Genomic DNA, 17,903 nt, shown 5'->3' on the forward strand with positions numbered 1-17,903 from the left:
ATGTTGAGGTTAATCCAAAAAACTGAGGAAGTTGTGAGGATCTAACTTAGGTATTATGCATCGTTAGTTATCAGCTATTACTATTGATAACTAAGCGGAAATTTAGATATTACTCCCGAAATATAATCTTCCCTCTGTGTCTGGAGTGTGATTAATTGTACCTTCATCCAACAACGCCGAAAATTCACTTAACTGTCATCACAAGTTTCTCAAATTGTTCTTCTATCATCTTAACTGTGAGACTCGGAACATCCTGAAGAGACAAGAGGCTCAAACCATGAATTCAGCATTTGCTGTTAAAATTAACAACACGGCAAAAACACCCTCAGCAACTCACAGTGATCAGCGCTTTAAGATGCTGGATGCAACTATAAAACGCTATCAGTATCAACAGGATGCACTCATTGAGATATTGCATAAAGCGCAAGAACTTTTTGGCTATTTAGAAAACGATGTATTAATTTACGTTGCTCATAGTCTCAAACTGCCACCTAGCCGAGTTTATGGCGTTGCTACGTTCTACCATTTGTTTTCACTTGCTCCTAGTGGTGTACATACCTGTGTAGTGTGTACAGGTACAGCTTGTTACGTCAAAGGCGCTCCAGCTATCCTGACAAATTTAGAAAAATCTGTCCACATTCACGCTGGTGAAACTTCAGCAGATGGTCAAATTTCACTGCTAACAGCAAGATGTTTGGGTGCTTGTGGAATTGCACCTGCTGTAGTACTTGATGGCACTGTTTTAGGCAATCAAACTGCTGAATCAGTCCTTGATTGCATCAAAGGATGGTTGCAAGATGGATCTACCTGAATTAATTGAAATTGCCCAAAAAGAACGTGCTTCAGAGAAACTTGTGCAAATTCGCTGTTGTGTTGCCGCTGGTTGTCTGTCTGCGAATTCCCAAGTCGTCAAACAGCGTCTAGAAGAGGCTGTAACAGCAGAGAATTTGACAGAAAAAGTAGAAGTTCGTGGCGTTGGCTGTATGCGTTTATGCTGTCAAGGGCCATTAGTACAGGTGGAGAAACTGGGGACTGGGGATTGGGTACTGGGGACTGGGGAGGACTCTAGGCAATCTCCACATAGCAAATTGTATGAGAAAGTCACACCTGATCATGCACCATCAATTATCACCGCTATCAATGGAGGAGAGACAACAGTCCAACAGGGTGATTTAACACATCCATTTTTTACATCCCAGATGCCAATTGTTTTAGAAAACAGTGGCAAAGTCGATCCAGAACGCATTCAATCTTATATTGCTGCCAACGGTTATCAAGCGCTTTACCATGTCTTGCGGGAGATGACTCCTAGCGAAGTAGTAGATACTGTTACCCGCAGCGGTTTACGGGGACGTGGTGGTGCTGGTTATCCTACAGGTTTGAAATGGGCAACAGTTGCCAAAGCAAAAAGTGATGCCTACGGCGAGCAAAGCGATCGCAAATTTGTAATCTGCAATGCTGATGAGGGCGATCCAGGGGCGTTTATGGATCGCAGTGTACTGGAAAGTGATCCTCATCGCGTTTTGGAAGGAATGGCGATTGCAGCATACTCTATCGGCGCAAACCAAGGCTACATTTACATTCGGGCAGAATATCCCATTGCCATTAATCGTCTGCAAATTGCCATTCGTCAAGCACAACGCCTTGGCATTCTAGGCACACAAATTTTCGACTCTCACTTTGATTTTAAAATTGATATTCGTATCGGTGCTGGTGCTTATGTCTGTGGTGAAGAAACCGCTTTAATGGCTTCTATTGAAGGTAAACGCGGTACTCCTCATCCCCGTCCGCCTTATCCTGCTGAGTCTGGTTTATGGGGCTATCCAACCTTAATTAATAACGTTGAAACTTACGCCAATATTGCACCCATTATTCGCAAAGGTGCTGAATGGTTTGCTAATATTGGCACTCAAAAGAGCAAAGGTACAAAGGTTTTCGCTCTAGCTGGCAAAATCCGTAACACAGGTTTAATAGAAGTACCGATGGGAACTTCACTGCGGCAAATTGTGGAAGCAATGGGCGGTGGCGTACCAGATGGTGGTGTGGTAAAAGCAGTCCAAACTGGTGGCCCTTCTGGGGGATGTATTCCAGCAGCAGCTTTTGATAGTCCGGTAGATTATGAATCACTCACTCAACTGGGTTCGATGATGGGTTCCGGTGGGATGATTGTCATGGATGAAACTACCAATATGGTGGATGTCGCCCGCTTCTTCATGGAATTTTGCATGGATGAATCGTGTGGTAAATGCATTCCCTGTCGGGTGGGGACGGTGCAGTTGTATAAATTGTTGACAAAGATTAGTGAAGGTAAGGCATCCTTTGCTGATTTGGAATTGTTGGAAGAACTATGTGACATGGTAAAACATACTAGCTTGTGTGGTCTTGGTCAATCTGCACCCAATCCAGTATTTAGTACCTTGCGTTACTTCCGTGATGAGTATTTAGCTTTGATTAGTCATTAGTCATTGGTCATTTTTCATTTGTTGTTTGTATTTATAAAAGACCAATAACTGGAAAAAATGTGCAATTTGAAAGTACATTAGCGTTACCAGGAATCAATAAGAGATGGTTGTAAAAACTTTAACAATTAATGAACAATTAATTAGCGCTCGTGAGGAGGAGACTATTCTCCAAGCGGCACAGGATGCAGGGATTCACATTCCGACTTTGTGTCACCTAGAAGGAGTTGGAGATGTTGGCGCTTGTCGGCTTTGTTTAGTAGAAATTGCTGGTAGTAATAAACTTCAACCTGCTTGTGTGACAAAAGTTACTGAGGGTATGGAAGTTGAGACAAATAGCGATCGCTTGCAAAAATATCGTCGCACAATCATAGAAATGCTATTTGCTGAAGGCAATCACATTTGCTCAGTTTGCGTAGCTAATGGTAATTGCGAATTGCAAGACTTGGCCATTGAGATGGGTATGGATCATGTGCGGTTGGATTACCATTTCCCCGATCGCAAAGTCGATGTTTCTCACGATCGCTTCGGTGTTGACCATAACCGTTGTGTTCTTTGCACTCGTTGCATCCGTGTTTGTGACGAAATTGAAGGAGCGCACACTTGGGATATGGCGGGTAGGGGGACAAACTCTCATGTAATCACTGATTTGAATCAGCCTTGGGGAACCTCAGATACTTGTACTTCCTGCGGTAAATGCATTAATGCTTGCCCTACAGGTGCGCTTTTTAACAAAGGCTCAAGCGTCGGAGAAATGAAACGCGTAGACACAAAGTGGCTTGTCGCAAGACATCGCACCAAACTTGATTTCCTAGTCACAGCACGCCAGAAGTAGCAATGGCTTGTTTAGCTACCAATCATGAATTTGCACAACGAGGTAAATCTAATGTTACGCCGTCTCTTAAAATTTTTTTGGTGGCTCCTATTGCTAGCAATATTAACAATATATATATACCTGGGTTTAGCAACATTCACATCTCAACAGGTGATTGCTACTGTTATTCAATTAGACGATGCGCCAGGAGAAATCGTTTATCGCTCACAGCAAAAATTAAATGATGAATTAGGAAATTATTGGCAGGTTGTCTTGTTTAAGCGAGTTCATTCTAATAGCAATAAAATATCGTCAATAAGTCTCCGGTTGGTGGGATTTCCTGGTTCTCAGGAACTAGCCCATCCCTTACCCCTGAAAATTACTAGTGATACAGGTAAAGTATTTACTGCTCCTGATATTTTCCTAGATGAAGCACCAGCACCAACCATCGGTCAGTATGACTTCAAGAATGTTTTGCCTCAATTACCAACTGAAGATTTGTTGATTGGGATACCTGTAGATAGACAACACTTCATCAATCTTTCAATTCCAAAATATGTCGTACAGGAATGGCAAGAAGTTGCACTCAAGTCTTGAGTTATAAGGTCAAAGTTCATCCCTATCACCCTCAAAAAAAAGAAAATGGCTCGTTTAAAATTAGCAACGGTTTGGCTAGGCGGCTGTTCTGGTTGTCACATGTCTTTTCTCGATTTGGATGAATGGCTGATTGATTTAGCTGGACAAGTGGATTTAGTTTATAGTCCCTTCGCTGATACCAAAGAATATCCTCAAGGGGTGGATGTGGTGTTAGTTGAGGGTGCAGTAGCCAATGAGGATCACTTGGAAACTATTCAGACAGTAAGAGAGCGATCGCACATCCTTGTCTCTTTTGGCGATTGTGCTGTCACTGGTAATGTTACTGCTTTACGCAACCCTTTAGGTAGTGCCGAACCTGTTCTTCAGCGTTGTTACATCGAAGCCGCAGATATTCACGCCACAATTCCCCATGAGCCTGGTATTGTACCAACCTTACTAGATCGGGTGATACCAGTGCATAAAGTAGTCCCAGTTGATATTTATTTGCCAGGTTGTCCACCTGATGCAACTCGGATTAAAGCAGTGTTAGAGCCACTTTTAAGGGGAGAAAAACCACAATTAGCAGGACGTGAGTTTATCAAGTTTGGTTAACTTCACAAGTTACTCAAATTCTTTATCTAAGTTGAAAGTGAGGCAATTGTAAAACAAATTTATCAACAATTATGGCAGTTAATTATCGGGAAAGAATCATTGCTCTTTGGACAGTATTTCTACTAGGAACACTGTTTCATACACAGCTGAATTTAATACCGCTTTTTCATAGTTTACCTGTTGTCGAATCTCAACCAGCCAAAACCATCAATGATATTTCTGGAATTATGTGGTTGATGTTAGGTTTTTTTGTGCTGCCAATGTTGGCAATTATTGCTACTACTTTTACCGATTCAAAACGTTATCGAGTTATGCATTTTGGCTTAACTATCTTTTACAGCATTATGAACTTACTACACGTGATTTTAGATTTATTTGTCCAGCCACTTCTCTGGTATCAGATAGCCTTGATGGTCTTGTTATTCTTCGTGGGTTTATTATTAAACATTACTGCTTATCAATGGATGCGACTGCATAACAGGACTAATAGATCACAAGGAAATTTAGAAAGCTCACATTTTTAGATTTTATTAAACCCGTATAGCATTAGCTTTATTAGAAATTTGGAGAGCATCATGTTGAAAGCATCTGACATTATGACTAAAGATGTTGCTACGATTCGTAGTTCCGCAACAGTGGCGGAAGCAGTCAAACTCTTAAGAACAAGGGACTGGAAAGCGCTGGTTGTAGATCGTCGCCATGAACAAGACGCCTACGGCATGATTACTGAAAAGGATATTGTCTATAAAGTGATTGCTTATGGTAAAGATCCCTGTAGTGTGCGTGTTCATGAAGTGATGACTAAGCCTTGTATCGTCGTCAATCCTGACCTTGGCTTAGAATACATAGCACGATTATTTGCTGACCATAATTTGCAGAGAGCGCCTGTTATTCAGGGCGAACTACTGGGTATCATTTCCCTTGTTGACATTCTAGCTAATAGTAGTTTTCTTGAGCAACCTCATACTATCTTATTAGAACAACAGCTTCAGGACGAAATTAAAAAAGCTCGTGTTATTTGCGATCAAAAAGGCATCCGTTCAGAAGAATGTGCTGCTGCTTGGGATGCGATCGAGGAATTACAAGCCGAGATAGCACATCAACGAGCAGAGAAAGTCGTGAAAACAGCCCTTGAAGAATATTGCGATGAATATCCAGAAGCTAAAGACATTTATGAGAATTGGTGTAGTGGTTGACCGAATTTTAGATTTTTAATTTTTAATTTTTAATTTTTAATTAAAACTGGTCAATCTAAAATCCAAAATTAAGATAGTCATGAAAAAGATTATTATCGATCCGGTTACACGAATTGAAGGACATGCCAAAATATCTATTTACTTGGATGATACAGGACAAGTGAGCGATGCTCGCTTTCATGTCACAGAATTTCGTGGTTTTGAAAAGTTTTGTGAAGGTCGCCCGCTTTGGGAAATGCCAGGAATTACGGCGCGGATTTGTGGGATTTGTCCGGTGAGTCATTTATTAGCATCAGCAAAGGCAGGCGATCGCATCCTTGCTGTTACAATTCCCAAAGCTGCGGAAAAATTGCGCCGTTTGATGAATTTGGGACAAATTATCCAATCCCACGCCCTGAGTTTCTTCCACCTCAGCGCCCCAGATTTATTATTAGGGATGGATAGCGACCCTCAAAAACGCAATGTATTTGGCTTAATTGCAGCTGAACCAGAATTAGCGCGTGGCGGAATCCGCTTACGTCAATTTGGACAAGAAATTATTGAACAATTGGGAGGGCGAAAAATACATCCATCATGGGCGGTTCCTGGTGGTGTCCGTGAACCCTTATCGCAAGAAGGACGCACCCATATTCAGAACCGCATTCCAGAAGTACGCAGCACAATATTAGATGCACTGGGTAGATTTAAAGGCTTACTCAATGATTATCAAAAAGAAGTGCAAATCTTTGGGAATTTTCCTAGCTTATTTATGGGTTTAGTTACTCCTGATGGTTTGTGGGAGAACTACGACGGACATATTCGTTTTGTAGATAGCGCTGGAAATATTATTGCTGATAAACTCGATCCAATTCATTATCAAGAATTTATTGGTGAAGCAGTTCAACCAGATTCTTATTTAAAGTCTCCTTACTATCGTCCTTTAGGTTATCCTGACCAGAGCGACCATTGTCGTTTAGATAGTGGTATTTATCGGGTGGGGCCGCTAGCACGTCTGAATATTTGCAGTCATATTGGTACACCTTTAGCTGATACAGAATTGAGAGAATTTAGAGACAGAGGTAAAGGCACTGTCACCTCATCATTTTTCTATCACTATGCCCGGTTGATTGAAATTTTAGCTTGCATTGAACGCATAGAAATTATGATAGATGACCCAGATTTAATGTCTAAAAAATTGCGTGCTGATGCTGGCATTAATCAATTAGAAGGAGTGGGTGTGAGTGAAGCACCACGTGGGACATTATTTCACCATTATCAAGTTGATGAGAATGGGTTACTTCAAAAAGTAAATTTAGTAATTGCCACAGGTCAGAACAATCTGGCAATGAATCGCACAGTCGCACAAATTGCCCGACATTTTATTCACGGTTCAGAAATTTCTGAAGGGATGTTAAACCGTGTTGAGGCGGGAATCAGAGCTTTTGACCCTTGCTTGAGTTGTTCAACTCATGCGGCAGGACAAATGCCTTTACATATTCAATTAATTGGGAAAGATGGAAATATTGTAAATGAAGTTTGCCGAGATTAATCTATTCTGACTTCTGACTTCTGACTTCTGACTTCTGAATTCTGGATTCTGAATTCTTGCTTGAAAACAACACAGCCACAAAGGTTCTCTTGTAACATTCAATATTTATTATTCTGTGATTTGTATTCCAAAACGCAAATCTAACGGGCGCGATAATGCCTAATGGTAGAATAATAGAAGCATGAAAGCGTGAATACAAAACTCCTCATTTCTCCTCAAGAACTCACGTCGCTGTCAGCAGAAAAATCGTTACAAACTGTCATTATCGATACGCGAAGCCCCGAAGATTATGCTATCTCTCATATTCCTCAATCCCTAAATATTAGAGATTTTTTCACCTATCTTTTAGAGAATTCCTCCCCAGCAGGATTAAAAGAACTACAAGAGTATTTTGCAGAAATTATGAGCAAGCTGGGAATATCAGGTGCGGAACGGTTAATTGTGTATGAAGATGCCTTAAATAGAGGTTATGGTCAATCTTGTCGAGCAGCTTTCTTACTGAAGTATTTGGGCTGCACTCAGGTATCTATTTTACACGGAGGATATAGAGCATGGCTGACAGAGGGATTACCTACTACCGATGAAGTACCATTACGTGAAAGCAGCATATTTAGATTGCATCCCAATGCTGACATGATGGTGACTACCGCCGAGATGTTGCAAGCAATTGACAATCCAGCAATTATTAAATTAGATGTGCGCGATCGCAATGAATGGCTTGGGTTGAGTTCTTCTCCCTATCATCCTGATTTTTGTCCCCGCAAAGGCAGAATCCCTAACGCTGTATGGTTAGAATGGCATCATCTGATGAATTCCGAATCGGAAATCCCCACGTTGCGATCGCCAGATGAAATCCGAGAAATTTGTCAGTCAGTAGGTATTACTTCAGAGTCCATTGTGTATATTTACTGCTTTAAGGGTTCAAGGGCTGCGAATACATTAATAGCCCTTGAAGAGGCGGGAATTTCTGCCAGAAATTATTTTGGCTCTTGGAATGAATGGTCGCGTGATTTTTCACTACCTATTGATAATACATGTTTCCGGCTCTGAGAAAAAAATTGCCTGCAATATTGACTAATATCAGAATTGCAGGCAGGTTTAAAACAACCATAAAAATGGATGGATGCAATCTTTAACTAACTGGAATAGGTTGACCACTAGACAAAACTAAAGGAAAATTATGGACATTAGGAGCGTGCATTGCATTTATACCCAGATTGGCACGGTTCAGTATATCAGCGTTGGTTCTAATTACTTCACCCCGACTATCCAAGATGGAATGATTAAAGTTCAACCCATTGATATTAAACGCCATCGAACATACACCCATTGCTGCGAACCAAATACCTATCGTTGGGAATGCTGCTAATAATAAATGGAAAGCACGATGATTTTTACTAGCAAAGATAGGAATCAACAACCGTCCCAAAAAGCTAGAGTGTCCTGATAGGTACTTGTAGGTAAATTTCTTTTGACCTAACTTATATCCGGCATTAATTGATTCATTGTCATCGGTCTTCCGAATGAGTGTTGAAGTCACCAAAGAACCATGTAAAGAACTAAATAGTGCGCCACTGAATATACCTGCTACACCCAACATGTGAAACGGGTGCATAAGGATATTGTGATCACCTTGGAAAGCCAACATAAAGTGGAAAGTTCCAGTGATTCCCAAAGGTAAACCATCAGAAAAACTACCTTGGCCAATGGGATAAACTAACAAAACGGAAGTAGCGGCGATGACGGGTGCAGAATAGGCAATTGCTATCCAGGGGCGCATTCCCAAACGATAGCTTAGTTCCCAAAATCGCCCTAGATAGCACCAAATACCAATGAGAAAATGCAGCACAATCAATTGATATGGCCCACCATTGTAGAGCCATTCATCCATTGATGCCGCGTCCCAGATCGGATAAAAGTGCAAACCAATGGCAGCAGAGGTTGGTACAACTGCGGCTGTAATTAAGTTATTACCATCCATCAATGAACCCATGATTGGCTCACGGATGCCATCCATATCTACGCTGGGAGCGGCAATAAAAGCCAAAATAAAACAGATGGTGGCAGCCAACAAAGTGGGAATCGCCAACACACCAAACCAGCCGATGTAAATCCGATTTTCTGTACTAGTAATCCAGCGACAAAAACTATCCCAGAAATCAAAAAAATTAAATTCTCTTTGAGGTTGAACAATGGTACTCATGGTGTGTAGCTCCTAAGCAATTCCAAGTTCAAAAAATTTTCACTACTTTTGGCAGATGCCTATCTCTTTTGCTTAACCCATATTTGTTGCTTCGCAAATTTTCAAGCTAATTAATGCAATAGTTGGGCATCTTTATCTTGAAATTAGAAAAAGAATTTGAGGAACTTGTGAGGAAATACAGTGCTGAGTTCCAAGTGCTGTACATGGATAGCGGGGCGTTTAGCCCGTGCTGAGTTGACCGCCCACACTATGCGCGGGTATCAACCTTCTCTCTATAAGAAGATTCCGCCCACACTCTTGCGGGGCTTTTACGCCCTGTGCGAAGTACTGAGTACTTCTTAAATTTACTCAGCACTCAGCACTGAGTTGGTCAAACCAAGGAGAGGTATTTTTCAGCTAAGTAGACAGATACTATATGAGCCGTCGAATTCACTTCAGGTTAAGTCAGGGGATGTAAAAACCCCTGGCTAACTTCTGGCTAATTTCGTTGAGATAGGGGTAGTTCATAACAGTATTAATTATTTAAAGCCACGACCAGTATGTGGAACGTGGATCAGTTTTTTTGGCTTGTGAGTGACGTAGATATCAGTTTCCAGTTCTGGCTTTTCTTCTTCCTGCTTCCCAAAAGCACCAGCCTGACTGAGGTCTTGAATCAGTTCATCAATCAGGATAGTTGTAACGTGCGCCATGATGAAAATATGCGAGTACTCACGCTTATGACCTTTCACATACAACGTCTCGCTCGATAGAGAATATTTAAAGACAATATCATCATTGGCACGTTTGAAGCGTATAGTAAGTGATAGTGGCGTGTGTCTCACCCACAAATCCTCGCCCAGTTTCTCTTCGAGGGTCTTTAATTGTAAGTATGCATAGATAGCTATATTCTCGGTATAAAGCACCTTATTAACCTGGGCTTCGTAAGAATTTTTTGCCAGATAGTCCCAGAGAAGTATAGCTGAGAAGCCGTTGCGAGAGCCAGCAAATGTAGTATCCTGAGAACCTATATATTCTGGATCGTCGGGTGGACGCAGCTGATATTTTGTCTTGGTCATATAAATCCCACATGGTAGTGGTGCGCCAATCCACTTGTGTCCGCTCATAGCGATGGAGTTGATAAAGGGCAGACGAAAGTCAAAGTTCGGGCCACGCTGCGAGATTTTGCCCATGTTATACGCCATTTCAAGAAATGGCATATAGGCAGCACCGAGCGCAGCATCTACATGAGACATCTTGCAAAAGTAACTTTTACAAGATGTTGGGGAAAGGTTAAAGGTTAAAGGGAAAGGGAAAATTCCATCCTTTCACCTTTCCCCCTGCCCCTTTACCCACTTCTGCAAGAAGTCTATGGAACCAGTAACCACTGCGAATATCATACTTGGTCGGATCTTCGGGATCATAATATACCTTACGTTCATCAAGACCATATTTTTTTAAAATAGGAAGCAGAGCGTTGCCTGCTGCTTCTACATCGTCATAAGCACCTTTGAATGTGGTGCCGTAGTTAAAGCACACGAGAATCGGATATCCCTTGGCGGCAAAAAACTCGACAAGTTTGCACAGTGATTCCATATCAATCGAGCCAGGTCCATCGTTACCGCCTTGAGATGGTACCTCTTTTGGCCAAGGTTGACCTGGTGCTAGTGGATTTTCCTGGGGATATTTTTCAGTCCCAATCTCGTAAAAATTTTGAATAGCCATCACGCGCATGGCTTTGATAATTGAGTAGTGCGTGTCCTCTGAATAAAATGTAACTGGAGTGTGAGCGTTTGGGTTATTTTCTAAAACGGGTGTCTGCTGATAGATGAGGCGGCGCTCTACCGAGCGTGGCTGACCTGCTAAACTAGCTTGTCTAGCTTCTTCTTCAACGGTAGGGTCATTGAGTAGGAACTTACCGGCTAAATAATCACGTCCGTTCCACAAACCGTATAAGTTACCTTCGGTGCAACCCATTGTTAGAGCATAACCCCAGTAAGACTCTGGATCATTGGGATCGTGGGGCCAACGCGCATTCCACAGCGAGGCGTAATAATCTAATACTGCACGCTCCATAAACTTACTGTTGATGGTATAGTTCCCGCTTTGGAAAGGGTCGCCGACATTATTAATGTGGTAGTTGAGGTACGGCTTCAAGTCTTCTTCGTAGTTGAGGCTTTGGTTGACTTGATAGCCGAGGAAGTAATTTCTCTGGGTAGACTCATAGTTTTGTAATTGAACCAGAGCGGTTTTTCGTTGTTTGGGGGTCAAGCCTGTTGAAGATAGCTCGAAATTTTTGTAACTAATACCAGGGACTGTGGGGTATGTAGAGCAAGAATCTTTCGTGGGAGGTGACACGATCGCAGCATCACCAACAATAGCCGAATCAGACACCGTTTGCGGCCATAATCCGACTTCTAACGTAAAAAGCAGGGGATTTTTGAGATTTTCTGAGTTCTTTCCATCACTTATGCTCATCATCATCCTCCAAACAAAAGATTCACCAGACTATAGAGATGCTTGGTTGTTGATAAAAATCACAATTCTTGTCTTGACTGGAGAGAATTTGACTATAGGCGATCGCCTGTAGTCATAATTTCTGCTACAGAGTACTGATCAGTTGTAATGTTTACTCACAGGTTTATTTATATGTCAACAATCTGAGGAAATTGTGAGCATTACTTCTAAGCTTCTCTATCTCCTCACAAGTTCCTCAAGTTTTGTCTCTAATTTCAGAATAGTGTTGGACAGCTAAAAAGTATGAATTTTAATGCGATGGGCTACGCTCCGCCGGAAGCGATGTCTACGACGGGCTACGCCTACGCCATTGGTTACGGTAATGAATTGCGTAGTGATGATGGCATTGGGCAACGAGTAGCTAAGGCGTTGCATCTATCAAAAGTGAAATCTTTGGCTGTCCATCAACTCACCCCTGAACTGGCTGAAGCTTTAGCCCATGCTGATTTGGCAATCTTTATCGATGCTTGTTTCACCTCTGAAAGTTCTCAGGTACAGGTACAATTGCTTTCACCTGAATCTTTCAAAATGATTGCCGGACATACAGCCGATCCGCGATCGCTCTTAGCTCTCACTCAAGCTATATACGGTCGTTGTCCACCGGCTTGGTGGATCAAAGTACCAGGTGTGAACTTTGAATTAGGTTGCTATTTATCACCATTTGCTGAAATTGGAGTTGCGATCGCTTTACAAAAAATTACCCAGATTATAGACGAAAATTTCAGCTTACTTGTTTAAAATATATTTCCACCACAGGTAACAGCAACTCATGCAAAAGCCTATCCAGTCATCTGGCGATCGCGCCTATGATATTTTGCGAACTGAGAAAGCGAATCCCCTTGATGATATCTTTGCACCAAAAAGTGTGGCTGTAATTGGTGCTAGCGAAAAAGCTGGTAGTGTTGGACGCACTCTACTATGGAACTTGATTAGCAATCCTTTTGGTGGAACTGTTTTCCCTGTCAATCCCAAACGGCACAGCATATTGGGAATCAAAGCATACCCGACTATCTTTGATGTACCAGAACTAGTGGATTTAGCAGTTATTGCCACCCCCGCAACAACAGTCCCAGGTATTATTGCTGAATGTGTAGATGCAGGTGTCAAAGGTGCAATTATTCTAAGTGCTGGTTTTAAAGAAGCTGGTGCAGAGGGTATCGCTTTAGAACAGCAAATACTTGAGCAAGCGCATCGGGGCAAAATGCGGATTATTGGCCCTAATTGCTTGGGTGTAATGAGTCCACGCACAGGTTTAAATGCAACTTTTGCCAGTACAATGGCGCGTCCTGGAAATGTCGGCTTTATTAGTCAAAGTGGAGCGCTTTGTACGGCTATCCTTGATTGGAGTTTTCGGGAAAACGTTGGTTTTAGCGCCTTTGTTTCTCTTGGCTCAATGCTGGATGTGGGTTGGGGAGATTTGATTTACTATTTGAGTGATGACCCGCATACCAAAAGTATTGTCATTTACATGGAATCAATTGGGAATGCGCGATCGTTTCTGTCAGCAGCGCGGGAAGTTGCTTTAACTAAACCGATTATTGTCATAAAAGCAGGTCGTACTGAAGCTGCTGCTTTAGCTGCTGCTTCCCATACTGGCGCACTGACAGGAAGTGATGAGGTTCTGGATGCAGCTTTCCGACGTTGTGGGGTGTTGCGCGTCAACAGTATCTCTGATTTGTTCGATATGGCAGAGGTACTGGCAAAACAACCCCGTCCCCAAGGGCCACGGCTGACAATTTTAACTAATGCAGGTGGGCCTGGGGTACTTGCTACTGATGCTTTGATTGCAGCAGGTGGAGAAGTTGCACCAATTTCTGAGGAAACTAGCGCATCCCTGAATCAACTATTACCAGCACATTGGAGTCACGGCAACCCGATTGATATTCTAGGAGACGCTGATCCACAGAGATATACCAAAGCGTTGGAAATTGCTGCGAAAGATTCCAATAGTGATGGTTTATTGGTGATTCTCACTCCTCAAGCAATGACAGAACCCACCCAAACAGCCGAGCAATTGAAACCCTACGCACATATAGCTGGTAAACCTATCCTTGCTAGTTGGATGGGAGGAGCAGATATTGCAGCAGGTGAGATGATTCTCAATCGTAGCCATATCCCCACATATCCTTACCCTGATACTGCTGCTCGGATATTTAGTTATATGTGGCAGTCTAGTTATAATCTGCGCGGTATCTACGAAACTCCTGTAATGCCTGTATTTGATTCCGCTTCAGGGATACCAGACCGTAATTGTGTGGAAAAAATTATCCAAATAGCCCGTCAGGCTGGGCGAACTATTCTTACGGAGTTTGAATCGAAGCAGATTTTAGCTGCTTATGGTATTCCGGTGGTTGCAACTTGCGTCTCTAAGAGCGAGGATGAAGCAGTTCAATGTGCTGAAACAATTGGCTATCCAGTTGTTTTAAAGCTCTTTTCCCACACAATTACTCATAAAACAGATGTTGGCGGTGTGCAATTAAATCTGAGAAATGCTGAAGCTGTACGACATGCTTACAACGCTATTGCCGAATCTGTGAGTGAGAAAGTAGGTGTTGAGCATTTTTTAGGTGTAACCGTGCAGCCTATGGTAAAAATGGCTGGTTATGAACTAATTATCGGTAGTAGTCTCGATCCACAGTTTGGCCCGGTGTTGCTGTTTGGTACAGGGGGACAACTAGTTGAAGTTTTTCACGATCGCGCGATCGCACTTCCACCCCTCAATACCACTTTAGCGCGGCGCATGATGGAGCAAACGCAGATTTATAAAGCGCTTAAAGGAGTTCGGGAACGCAAAAGTGTTGATATTGCTGCCCTTGAACAATTAATGGTAGTATTTAGTCAATTAGTTGTGGAACAGCGTTGGATTAAGGAAATCGATATTAACCCGTTGTTAGCTTCATCTGAGCAATTAATTGCCCTCGATGCGCGGATTATCCTCCACGAACCGAATGTTAAAGAAAACGAACTACCAAAGTTAGCGATTCGAGCTTATCCTACAAAATATGTCAGCAAATGGACGATGAAAGATGGCACTCCTGTTACCATTCGTCCCATCCGTCCAGAAGATGAACCGTTGATGGTGCAATTTCACAAGACACTTTCAGAGCAAAGTGTTTATTTTCGTTATTTCCACCTAATTAAGCTCCAGTCAAGAGTAGCCCATGAACGGCTAACACGTATATGCTTTATTGATTACGATCGCGAAATAGCTCTAGTTGTCGAATATCAAAATCCCGAAACGCAGACACGGGAAATATTGGCAGTTGGTCGATTAAGTAAAATACATAGTACGAATGAGGCAGAATTTGCTATTGTGGTTAGCGATCGCTCTCAATGCCAGGGTATAGGAACCGAGTTACTACAAAGGTTACTGCAAGTTAGTCGAGATGAGCAACTAAATAAAATTACTGCTGATATCTTGGTTGATAATTACGGTATGCAAAAAGTCTGTGAAAAACTAGGTTTTCGTATTGAACACACAGATGATCCAACTGTACTGAAAACCGAAATCGATATCAAAACATTTCACCCCAAAAATTAATGTGCGCCTCCGTTGGAGACTCACATAAAATTAATACTCATCGACAAATTGAGGATGAACCCACAGAAATTCACGGCGTTTGTTCTGCACCCGCACTAGACCACCAAAACTAGGATCTTTTTGTTTCAGAAGGGCGTGTAATTCTCGCAAAATCGAGCCTTGAGCGCGGATTGCATCGCCTTCCAAGAAGGTGGCATCGCTCTTGGACTTTCCAGTTAAAGCCATATCACTTCCCTTCAAGGTAGACTCGATGCTTTTCTGTCCCAAATCGAGTTGTTCTTCAATGGCTTTGTAGGTGGTATCATCCAGTATAAATTTAGTTGCCGAACCTGCCACAGGTAAGACTAGGCTCAGGGTTCCGGTCAAAATTCTGAGATAGGGGACTGCCTTGGTGAACCACTCACGCGGCAAGTCTAATTCATAGACTCCCTTCTTCTTGTCATCGGGATTTAAGGCTGGAAGTGGTTGACGTGCGTGTTCGCACCAGAGGGTGAGTTGAAACTTGGCACTAATCCATTTGGGGCGATCGAAAAATTTCGGATCGATAGGCTTAAAGCTAAACAGGCGCGGGCCATCTTTCGCTTCATCGGTGAGCATCTGCATTAGTTCTGCAAACTGCTGATCGACCTGGCTTAAAATAGTACGTTGCTCCTGAGATAATACCTGAAAGCGTGCTTGATCTAGGCGATCGTACATAACCAAATCTTGGCGGATGACGTTTAACTCGTCTTTCACAATGTCTCGGAACTGCTCAATGCCAATTTCTTGGGATGGGGGTTGAGCAGTTGGCGCGTTATTCAGCAATTGATCGATGTTTTGCCATTCACCACACCCGGAAATGGGACATGGGAACTCATGGCGATTTTTCTTTTTGCTTTCAATTAGTTTTTGTACTTCAAACAGTCCGTTTCCAGGCGCATTCATGCTGCAAGGTGCAATGCAGGCAGGGAACCATCACATTACAACGCAACCCTTCCCAAAAATTCTCGACTAGCCATTTAATCTCTTCTGTGAGATAGGATAGGAACCTTTCAGGATAAGCTGCCCGCACCGTGATTTTTACATCAGTGCCAACATACTCCAGCAATGCCCGACCGTTGTAGTCATTGTCAAGCATTAAGCCCCGTTGCCAGTGGATGCTGTCTTCGTAATTCGCCCGTCCCAGTGAGTATTTGTGCAACCGGACAATCAACTGGTAAAACAATCCTTCTGCAACTGCAAACTGTCCCCGACTGTCCACAATGCGGCAGATTTGCACCTGTTGTCTATCTCCTGCTTCCGGTTGCTCTCCCCAATTGGGCAATGGCTCCGGCCGTGTATCGGGAACAAGTTGAGCAATGAGGCTGGTATTGCTAGTTTCTGACGGATCGAAAACCACTTTGTAGGATAGATCAAAGCGTTCCATCAGCCGCAGAAAAATTGGATGCAACTTTGAGGGGTAGCCTTCTTCGCCTGCAAATGGCGGATGGCTCCACAACTGGCTGAGATGCTGAAATTCCACCAAACCGTTGCGTTTGCGTGTCATTTCATCATCCAGCACAAAGCTGATCGCCTTTGCCAGCCAGTCGGGTTTGAGGATGACGATATCGCGTAGTGTTGGGTCGTAATGGTAATGGATGAAATGCCCTAGTATATGGGAGATGCGAAGGAACAGTTCTGCTTGCTCCTCATCAATTCCCTGTTCAGCGCAGATGGCAATGACATTATCGTAGGGGAGATAGGCTTTGTCACTTGTCTGTAAGGTTTCCCGCACCCGTTGCCACTTTGCTGGAACGGAACGCCCCATTTCGGGAAGAGATGCAGCGACACGAGCAATAGTATCTTTTAATTCTGCAAGACCAGCGCAATCCGTCGTATCCTGGTTGGGTTTGCTGTCTACATGGAAGAAATCGATTACCGTATCTTTGCCGAATTGATCGAGAATTTCTTGTCTGTCAATATCCGGTTGTCGCTGTCCGGGACCGCCGTGGGTTGCGACGACCAACACCTTTGCATCTGGTTCTCGATTTTTGATCAGCGTAATCCACTCTTTGACAAAGCCCTGTTGGGGACCTTCCCGTGGTTTCCAGATAACCAGATACACGGCTGGCGCACTGAAAAACAATTGGTGCGTCGGTCGATAAACCCTTTGACCGCCAAAATCCCAACCATTGAGTGATATCTCTGTGCCACTGTCGGGATCGGTGACGATTACAGATTTAATTTCAATGCCGTGAGTCGTGGGGCGACCATCTTCCCATTCATCTCCCCGCAATGCCCCTAACAGGCAGCTCTTGCCCACCTCACCCTCGCCAATTAGGATCAGTTTGGCTTCGTTCAGAGTTATCTGTGCTTCTGCCTTTGCCCGCAGGTATTGGAAGACTGCTTCAGTGCCTTGTTCGTAAGCGGCTGCAAGGTCAGGGTTAAGAGGGTTATTGTTGAGGGAAAGCTGTTGCAACTGAGTCAGGGATGCGATCGCTTCTGGCAGTTTGGTCAGTTGGT

General features: G+C 43.0%; 16 protein-coding genes. 11 read left to right on the top strand and 5 right to left on the bottom strand.

Annotated features, from left to right (window positions below; genetic code table 11):
• Positions 1-277 precede the first annotated feature (277 nt).
• From hoxE to RRG12_RS05020, 9 genes are all read left to right on the top strand, one after another.
• Positions 278-811, top strand: coding sequence for a bidirectional hydrogenase complex protein HoxE (hoxE, locus tag RRG12_RS04980; protein WP_420758561.1), 534 nt, complete (start codon positions 278-280; stop codon positions 809-811).
• Positions 798-2,462, top strand: coding sequence for a NuoF family protein (locus RRG12_RS04985; RefSeq protein ID WP_420758562.1), 1,665 nt, complete (start codon positions 798-800; stop codon positions 2,460-2,462). Before hoxE ends, RRG12_RS04985 begins: the two co-directional genes overlap by 14 nt.
• A 103-nt stretch (positions 2,463-2,565) precedes the next feature.
• Positions 2,566-3,294, top strand: a complete 729-nt coding sequence (gene hoxU / locus RRG12_RS04990) for a bidirectional hydrogenase complex protein HoxU (protein WP_420758563.1) — start codon at positions 2,566-2,568, stop codon at positions 3,292-3,294.
• Positions 3,295-3,345: 51 nt separating this feature from the next.
• A complete protein-coding gene (locus RRG12_RS04995) occupies positions 3,346-3,870 on the top strand; it encodes a DUF3122 domain-containing protein (RefSeq protein ID WP_420758564.1) in 525 nt (174 codons plus the stop codon).
• Positions 3,871-3,915: 45 nt separating this feature from the next.
• Positions 3,916-4,461 carry an oxidoreductase gene (locus tag RRG12_RS05000; RefSeq protein WP_420758565.1) on the top strand — a complete coding sequence of 182 codons (546 nt, stop codon included), beginning with the start codon at positions 3,916-3,918 and terminating at the stop codon, positions 4,459-4,461.
• A gap of 71 nt (positions 4,462-4,532) precedes the next feature.
• Entirely contained in the window at positions 4,533-4,985 is a 453-nt protein-coding gene (locus RRG12_RS05005) for a hypothetical protein (protein ID WP_420758566.1), read from the top strand.
• Between the two features lie 51 nt (positions 4,986-5,036).
• Positions 5,037-5,657, top strand: coding sequence for a CBS domain-containing protein (locus tag RRG12_RS05010; protein WP_420758567.1), 621 nt, complete (start codon positions 5,037-5,039; stop codon positions 5,655-5,657).
• 79 nt (positions 5,658-5,736) lie between these two features.
• A complete protein-coding gene (locus RRG12_RS05015; protein WP_420758568.1) occupies positions 5,737-7,185 on the top strand; it encodes a Ni/Fe hydrogenase subunit alpha in 1,449 nt (482 codons plus the stop codon).
• Between the two features lie 189 nt (positions 7,186-7,374).
• The gene (locus tag RRG12_RS05020) at positions 7,375-8,235 is read left to right on the top strand and encodes a sulfurtransferase (protein WP_420758569.1); all 861 of its coding nucleotides are present in this window, start codon (positions 7,375-7,377) and stop codon (positions 8,233-8,235) included.
• Positions 8,236-8,317: 82 nt separating this feature from the next.
• On the opposite strand, the gene RRG12_RS05025 is transcribed toward RRG12_RS05020, so the two are convergent.
• From RRG12_RS05025 to RRG12_RS05035, 3 genes are all read right to left on the bottom strand, one after another.
• On the bottom strand, positions 8,318-9,388 hold the full coding sequence (locus RRG12_RS05025) for a Photosystem Q(B) protein 1 (protein WP_069070241.1): 1,071 nt from the start codon (positions 9,386-9,388) through the stop codon (positions 8,318-8,320).
• Between the two features lie 518 nt (positions 9,389-9,906).
• Positions 9,907-10,491: a hypothetical protein gene (locus RRG12_RS05030; protein WP_420758570.1), complete on the bottom strand. Its 585-nt coding sequence runs from the start codon at positions 10,489-10,491 to the stop codon at positions 9,907-9,909.
• A 166-nt stretch (positions 10,492-10,657) separates the two neighbouring features.
• Positions 10,658-11,848, bottom strand: coding sequence for a hypothetical protein (locus RRG12_RS05035; RefSeq protein WP_420758571.1), 1,191 nt, complete (start codon positions 11,846-11,848; stop codon positions 10,658-10,660).
• A gap of 315 nt (positions 11,849-12,163) precedes the next feature.
• Between RRG12_RS05035 and RRG12_RS05040 the strand changes: the two genes are divergently transcribed.
• Positions 12,164-12,619: a hydrogenase maturation protease gene (locus RRG12_RS05040; RefSeq protein ID WP_420758587.1), complete on the top strand. Its 456-nt coding sequence runs from the start codon at positions 12,164-12,166 to the stop codon at positions 12,617-12,619.
• A gap of 31 nt (positions 12,620-12,650) precedes the next feature.
• Complete coding sequence (locus RRG12_RS05045; RefSeq protein ID WP_420758572.1) at positions 12,651-15,422, top strand: bifunctional acetate--CoA ligase family protein/GNAT family N-acetyltransferase; 2,772 nt, start codon at positions 12,651-12,653, stop codon at positions 15,420-15,422.
• Positions 15,423-15,452: 30 nt separating this feature from the next.
• Here RRG12_RS05045 and RRG12_RS05050 read toward each other — a convergent pair whose 3' ends face one another.
• Both RRG12_RS05050 and RRG12_RS05055 read right to left on the bottom strand, forming a co-directional pair.
• Positions 15,453-16,346, bottom strand: a complete 894-nt coding sequence (locus RRG12_RS05050; RefSeq protein ID WP_420758573.1) for a hypothetical protein — start codon at positions 16,344-16,346, stop codon at positions 15,453-15,455.
• Positions 16,318-17,903 (bottom strand): COR domain-containing protein (locus tag RRG12_RS05055; protein WP_420758574.1); only part of this gene is annotated, 1,586 nt, incomplete at its 5' end. The genes RRG12_RS05055 and RRG12_RS05050, both read right to left, overlap by 29 nt.

This window comes from Nostoc sp. CALU 546 (assembly GCF_048836525.1).

Bases quoted from the DNA above. Each gene is read 5' to 3' on its own strand.
- RRG12_RS05005 (WP_420758566.1), top strand. From the start codon at position 4,533: ATGGCAGTTAATTATCGGGAAAGAATCATTGCTCTTTGGACAGTATTT.
- RRG12_RS05030 (WP_420758570.1), bottom strand. From the start codon at position 10,491: ATGAGCGGACACAAGTGGATTGGCGCACCACTACCATGTGGGATTTAT.
- RRG12_RS04985 (WP_420758562.1), top strand. From the start codon at position 798: ATGGATCTACCTGAATTAATTGAAATTGCCCAAAAAGAACGTGCTTCA.
- RRG12_RS05010 (WP_420758567.1), top strand. From the start codon at position 5,037: ATGTTGAAAGCATCTGACATTATGACTAAAGATGTTGCTACGATTCGT.
- RRG12_RS05000 (WP_420758565.1), top strand. From the start codon at position 3,916: ATGGCTCGTTTAAAATTAGCAACGGTTTGGCTAGGCGGCTGTTCTGGT.
- RRG12_RS05040 (WP_420758587.1), top strand. From the start codon at position 12,164: ATGTCTACGACGGGCTACGCCTACGCCATTGGTTACGGTAATGAATTG.
- hoxU (WP_420758563.1), top strand. From the start codon at position 2,566: ATGGTTGTAAAAACTTTAACAATTAATGAACAATTAATTAGCGCTCGT.
- RRG12_RS05035 (WP_420758571.1), bottom strand. From the start codon at position 11,848: ATGATGATGAGCATAAGTGATGGAAAGAACTCAGAAAATCTCAAAAAT.
- RRG12_RS05015 (WP_420758568.1), top strand. From the start codon at position 5,737: ATGAAAAAGATTATTATCGATCCGGTTACACGAATTGAAGGACATGCC.
- RRG12_RS05045 (WP_420758572.1), top strand. From the start codon at position 12,651: ATGCAAAAGCCTATCCAGTCATCTGGCGATCGCGCCTATGATATTTTG.
- RRG12_RS04995 (WP_420758564.1), top strand. From the start codon at position 3,346: ATGTTACGCCGTCTCTTAAAATTTTTTTGGTGGCTCCTATTGCTAGCA.
- RRG12_RS05025 (WP_069070241.1), bottom strand. From the start codon at position 9,388: ATGAGTACCATTGTTCAACCTCAAAGAGAATTTAATTTTTTTGATTTC.
- RRG12_RS05050 (WP_420758573.1), bottom strand. From the start codon at position 16,346: ATGAATGCGCCTGGAAACGGACTGTTTGAAGTACAAAAACTAATTGAA.
- hoxE (WP_420758561.1), top strand. From the start codon at position 278: ATGAATTCAGCATTTGCTGTTAAAATTAACAACACGGCAAAAACACCC.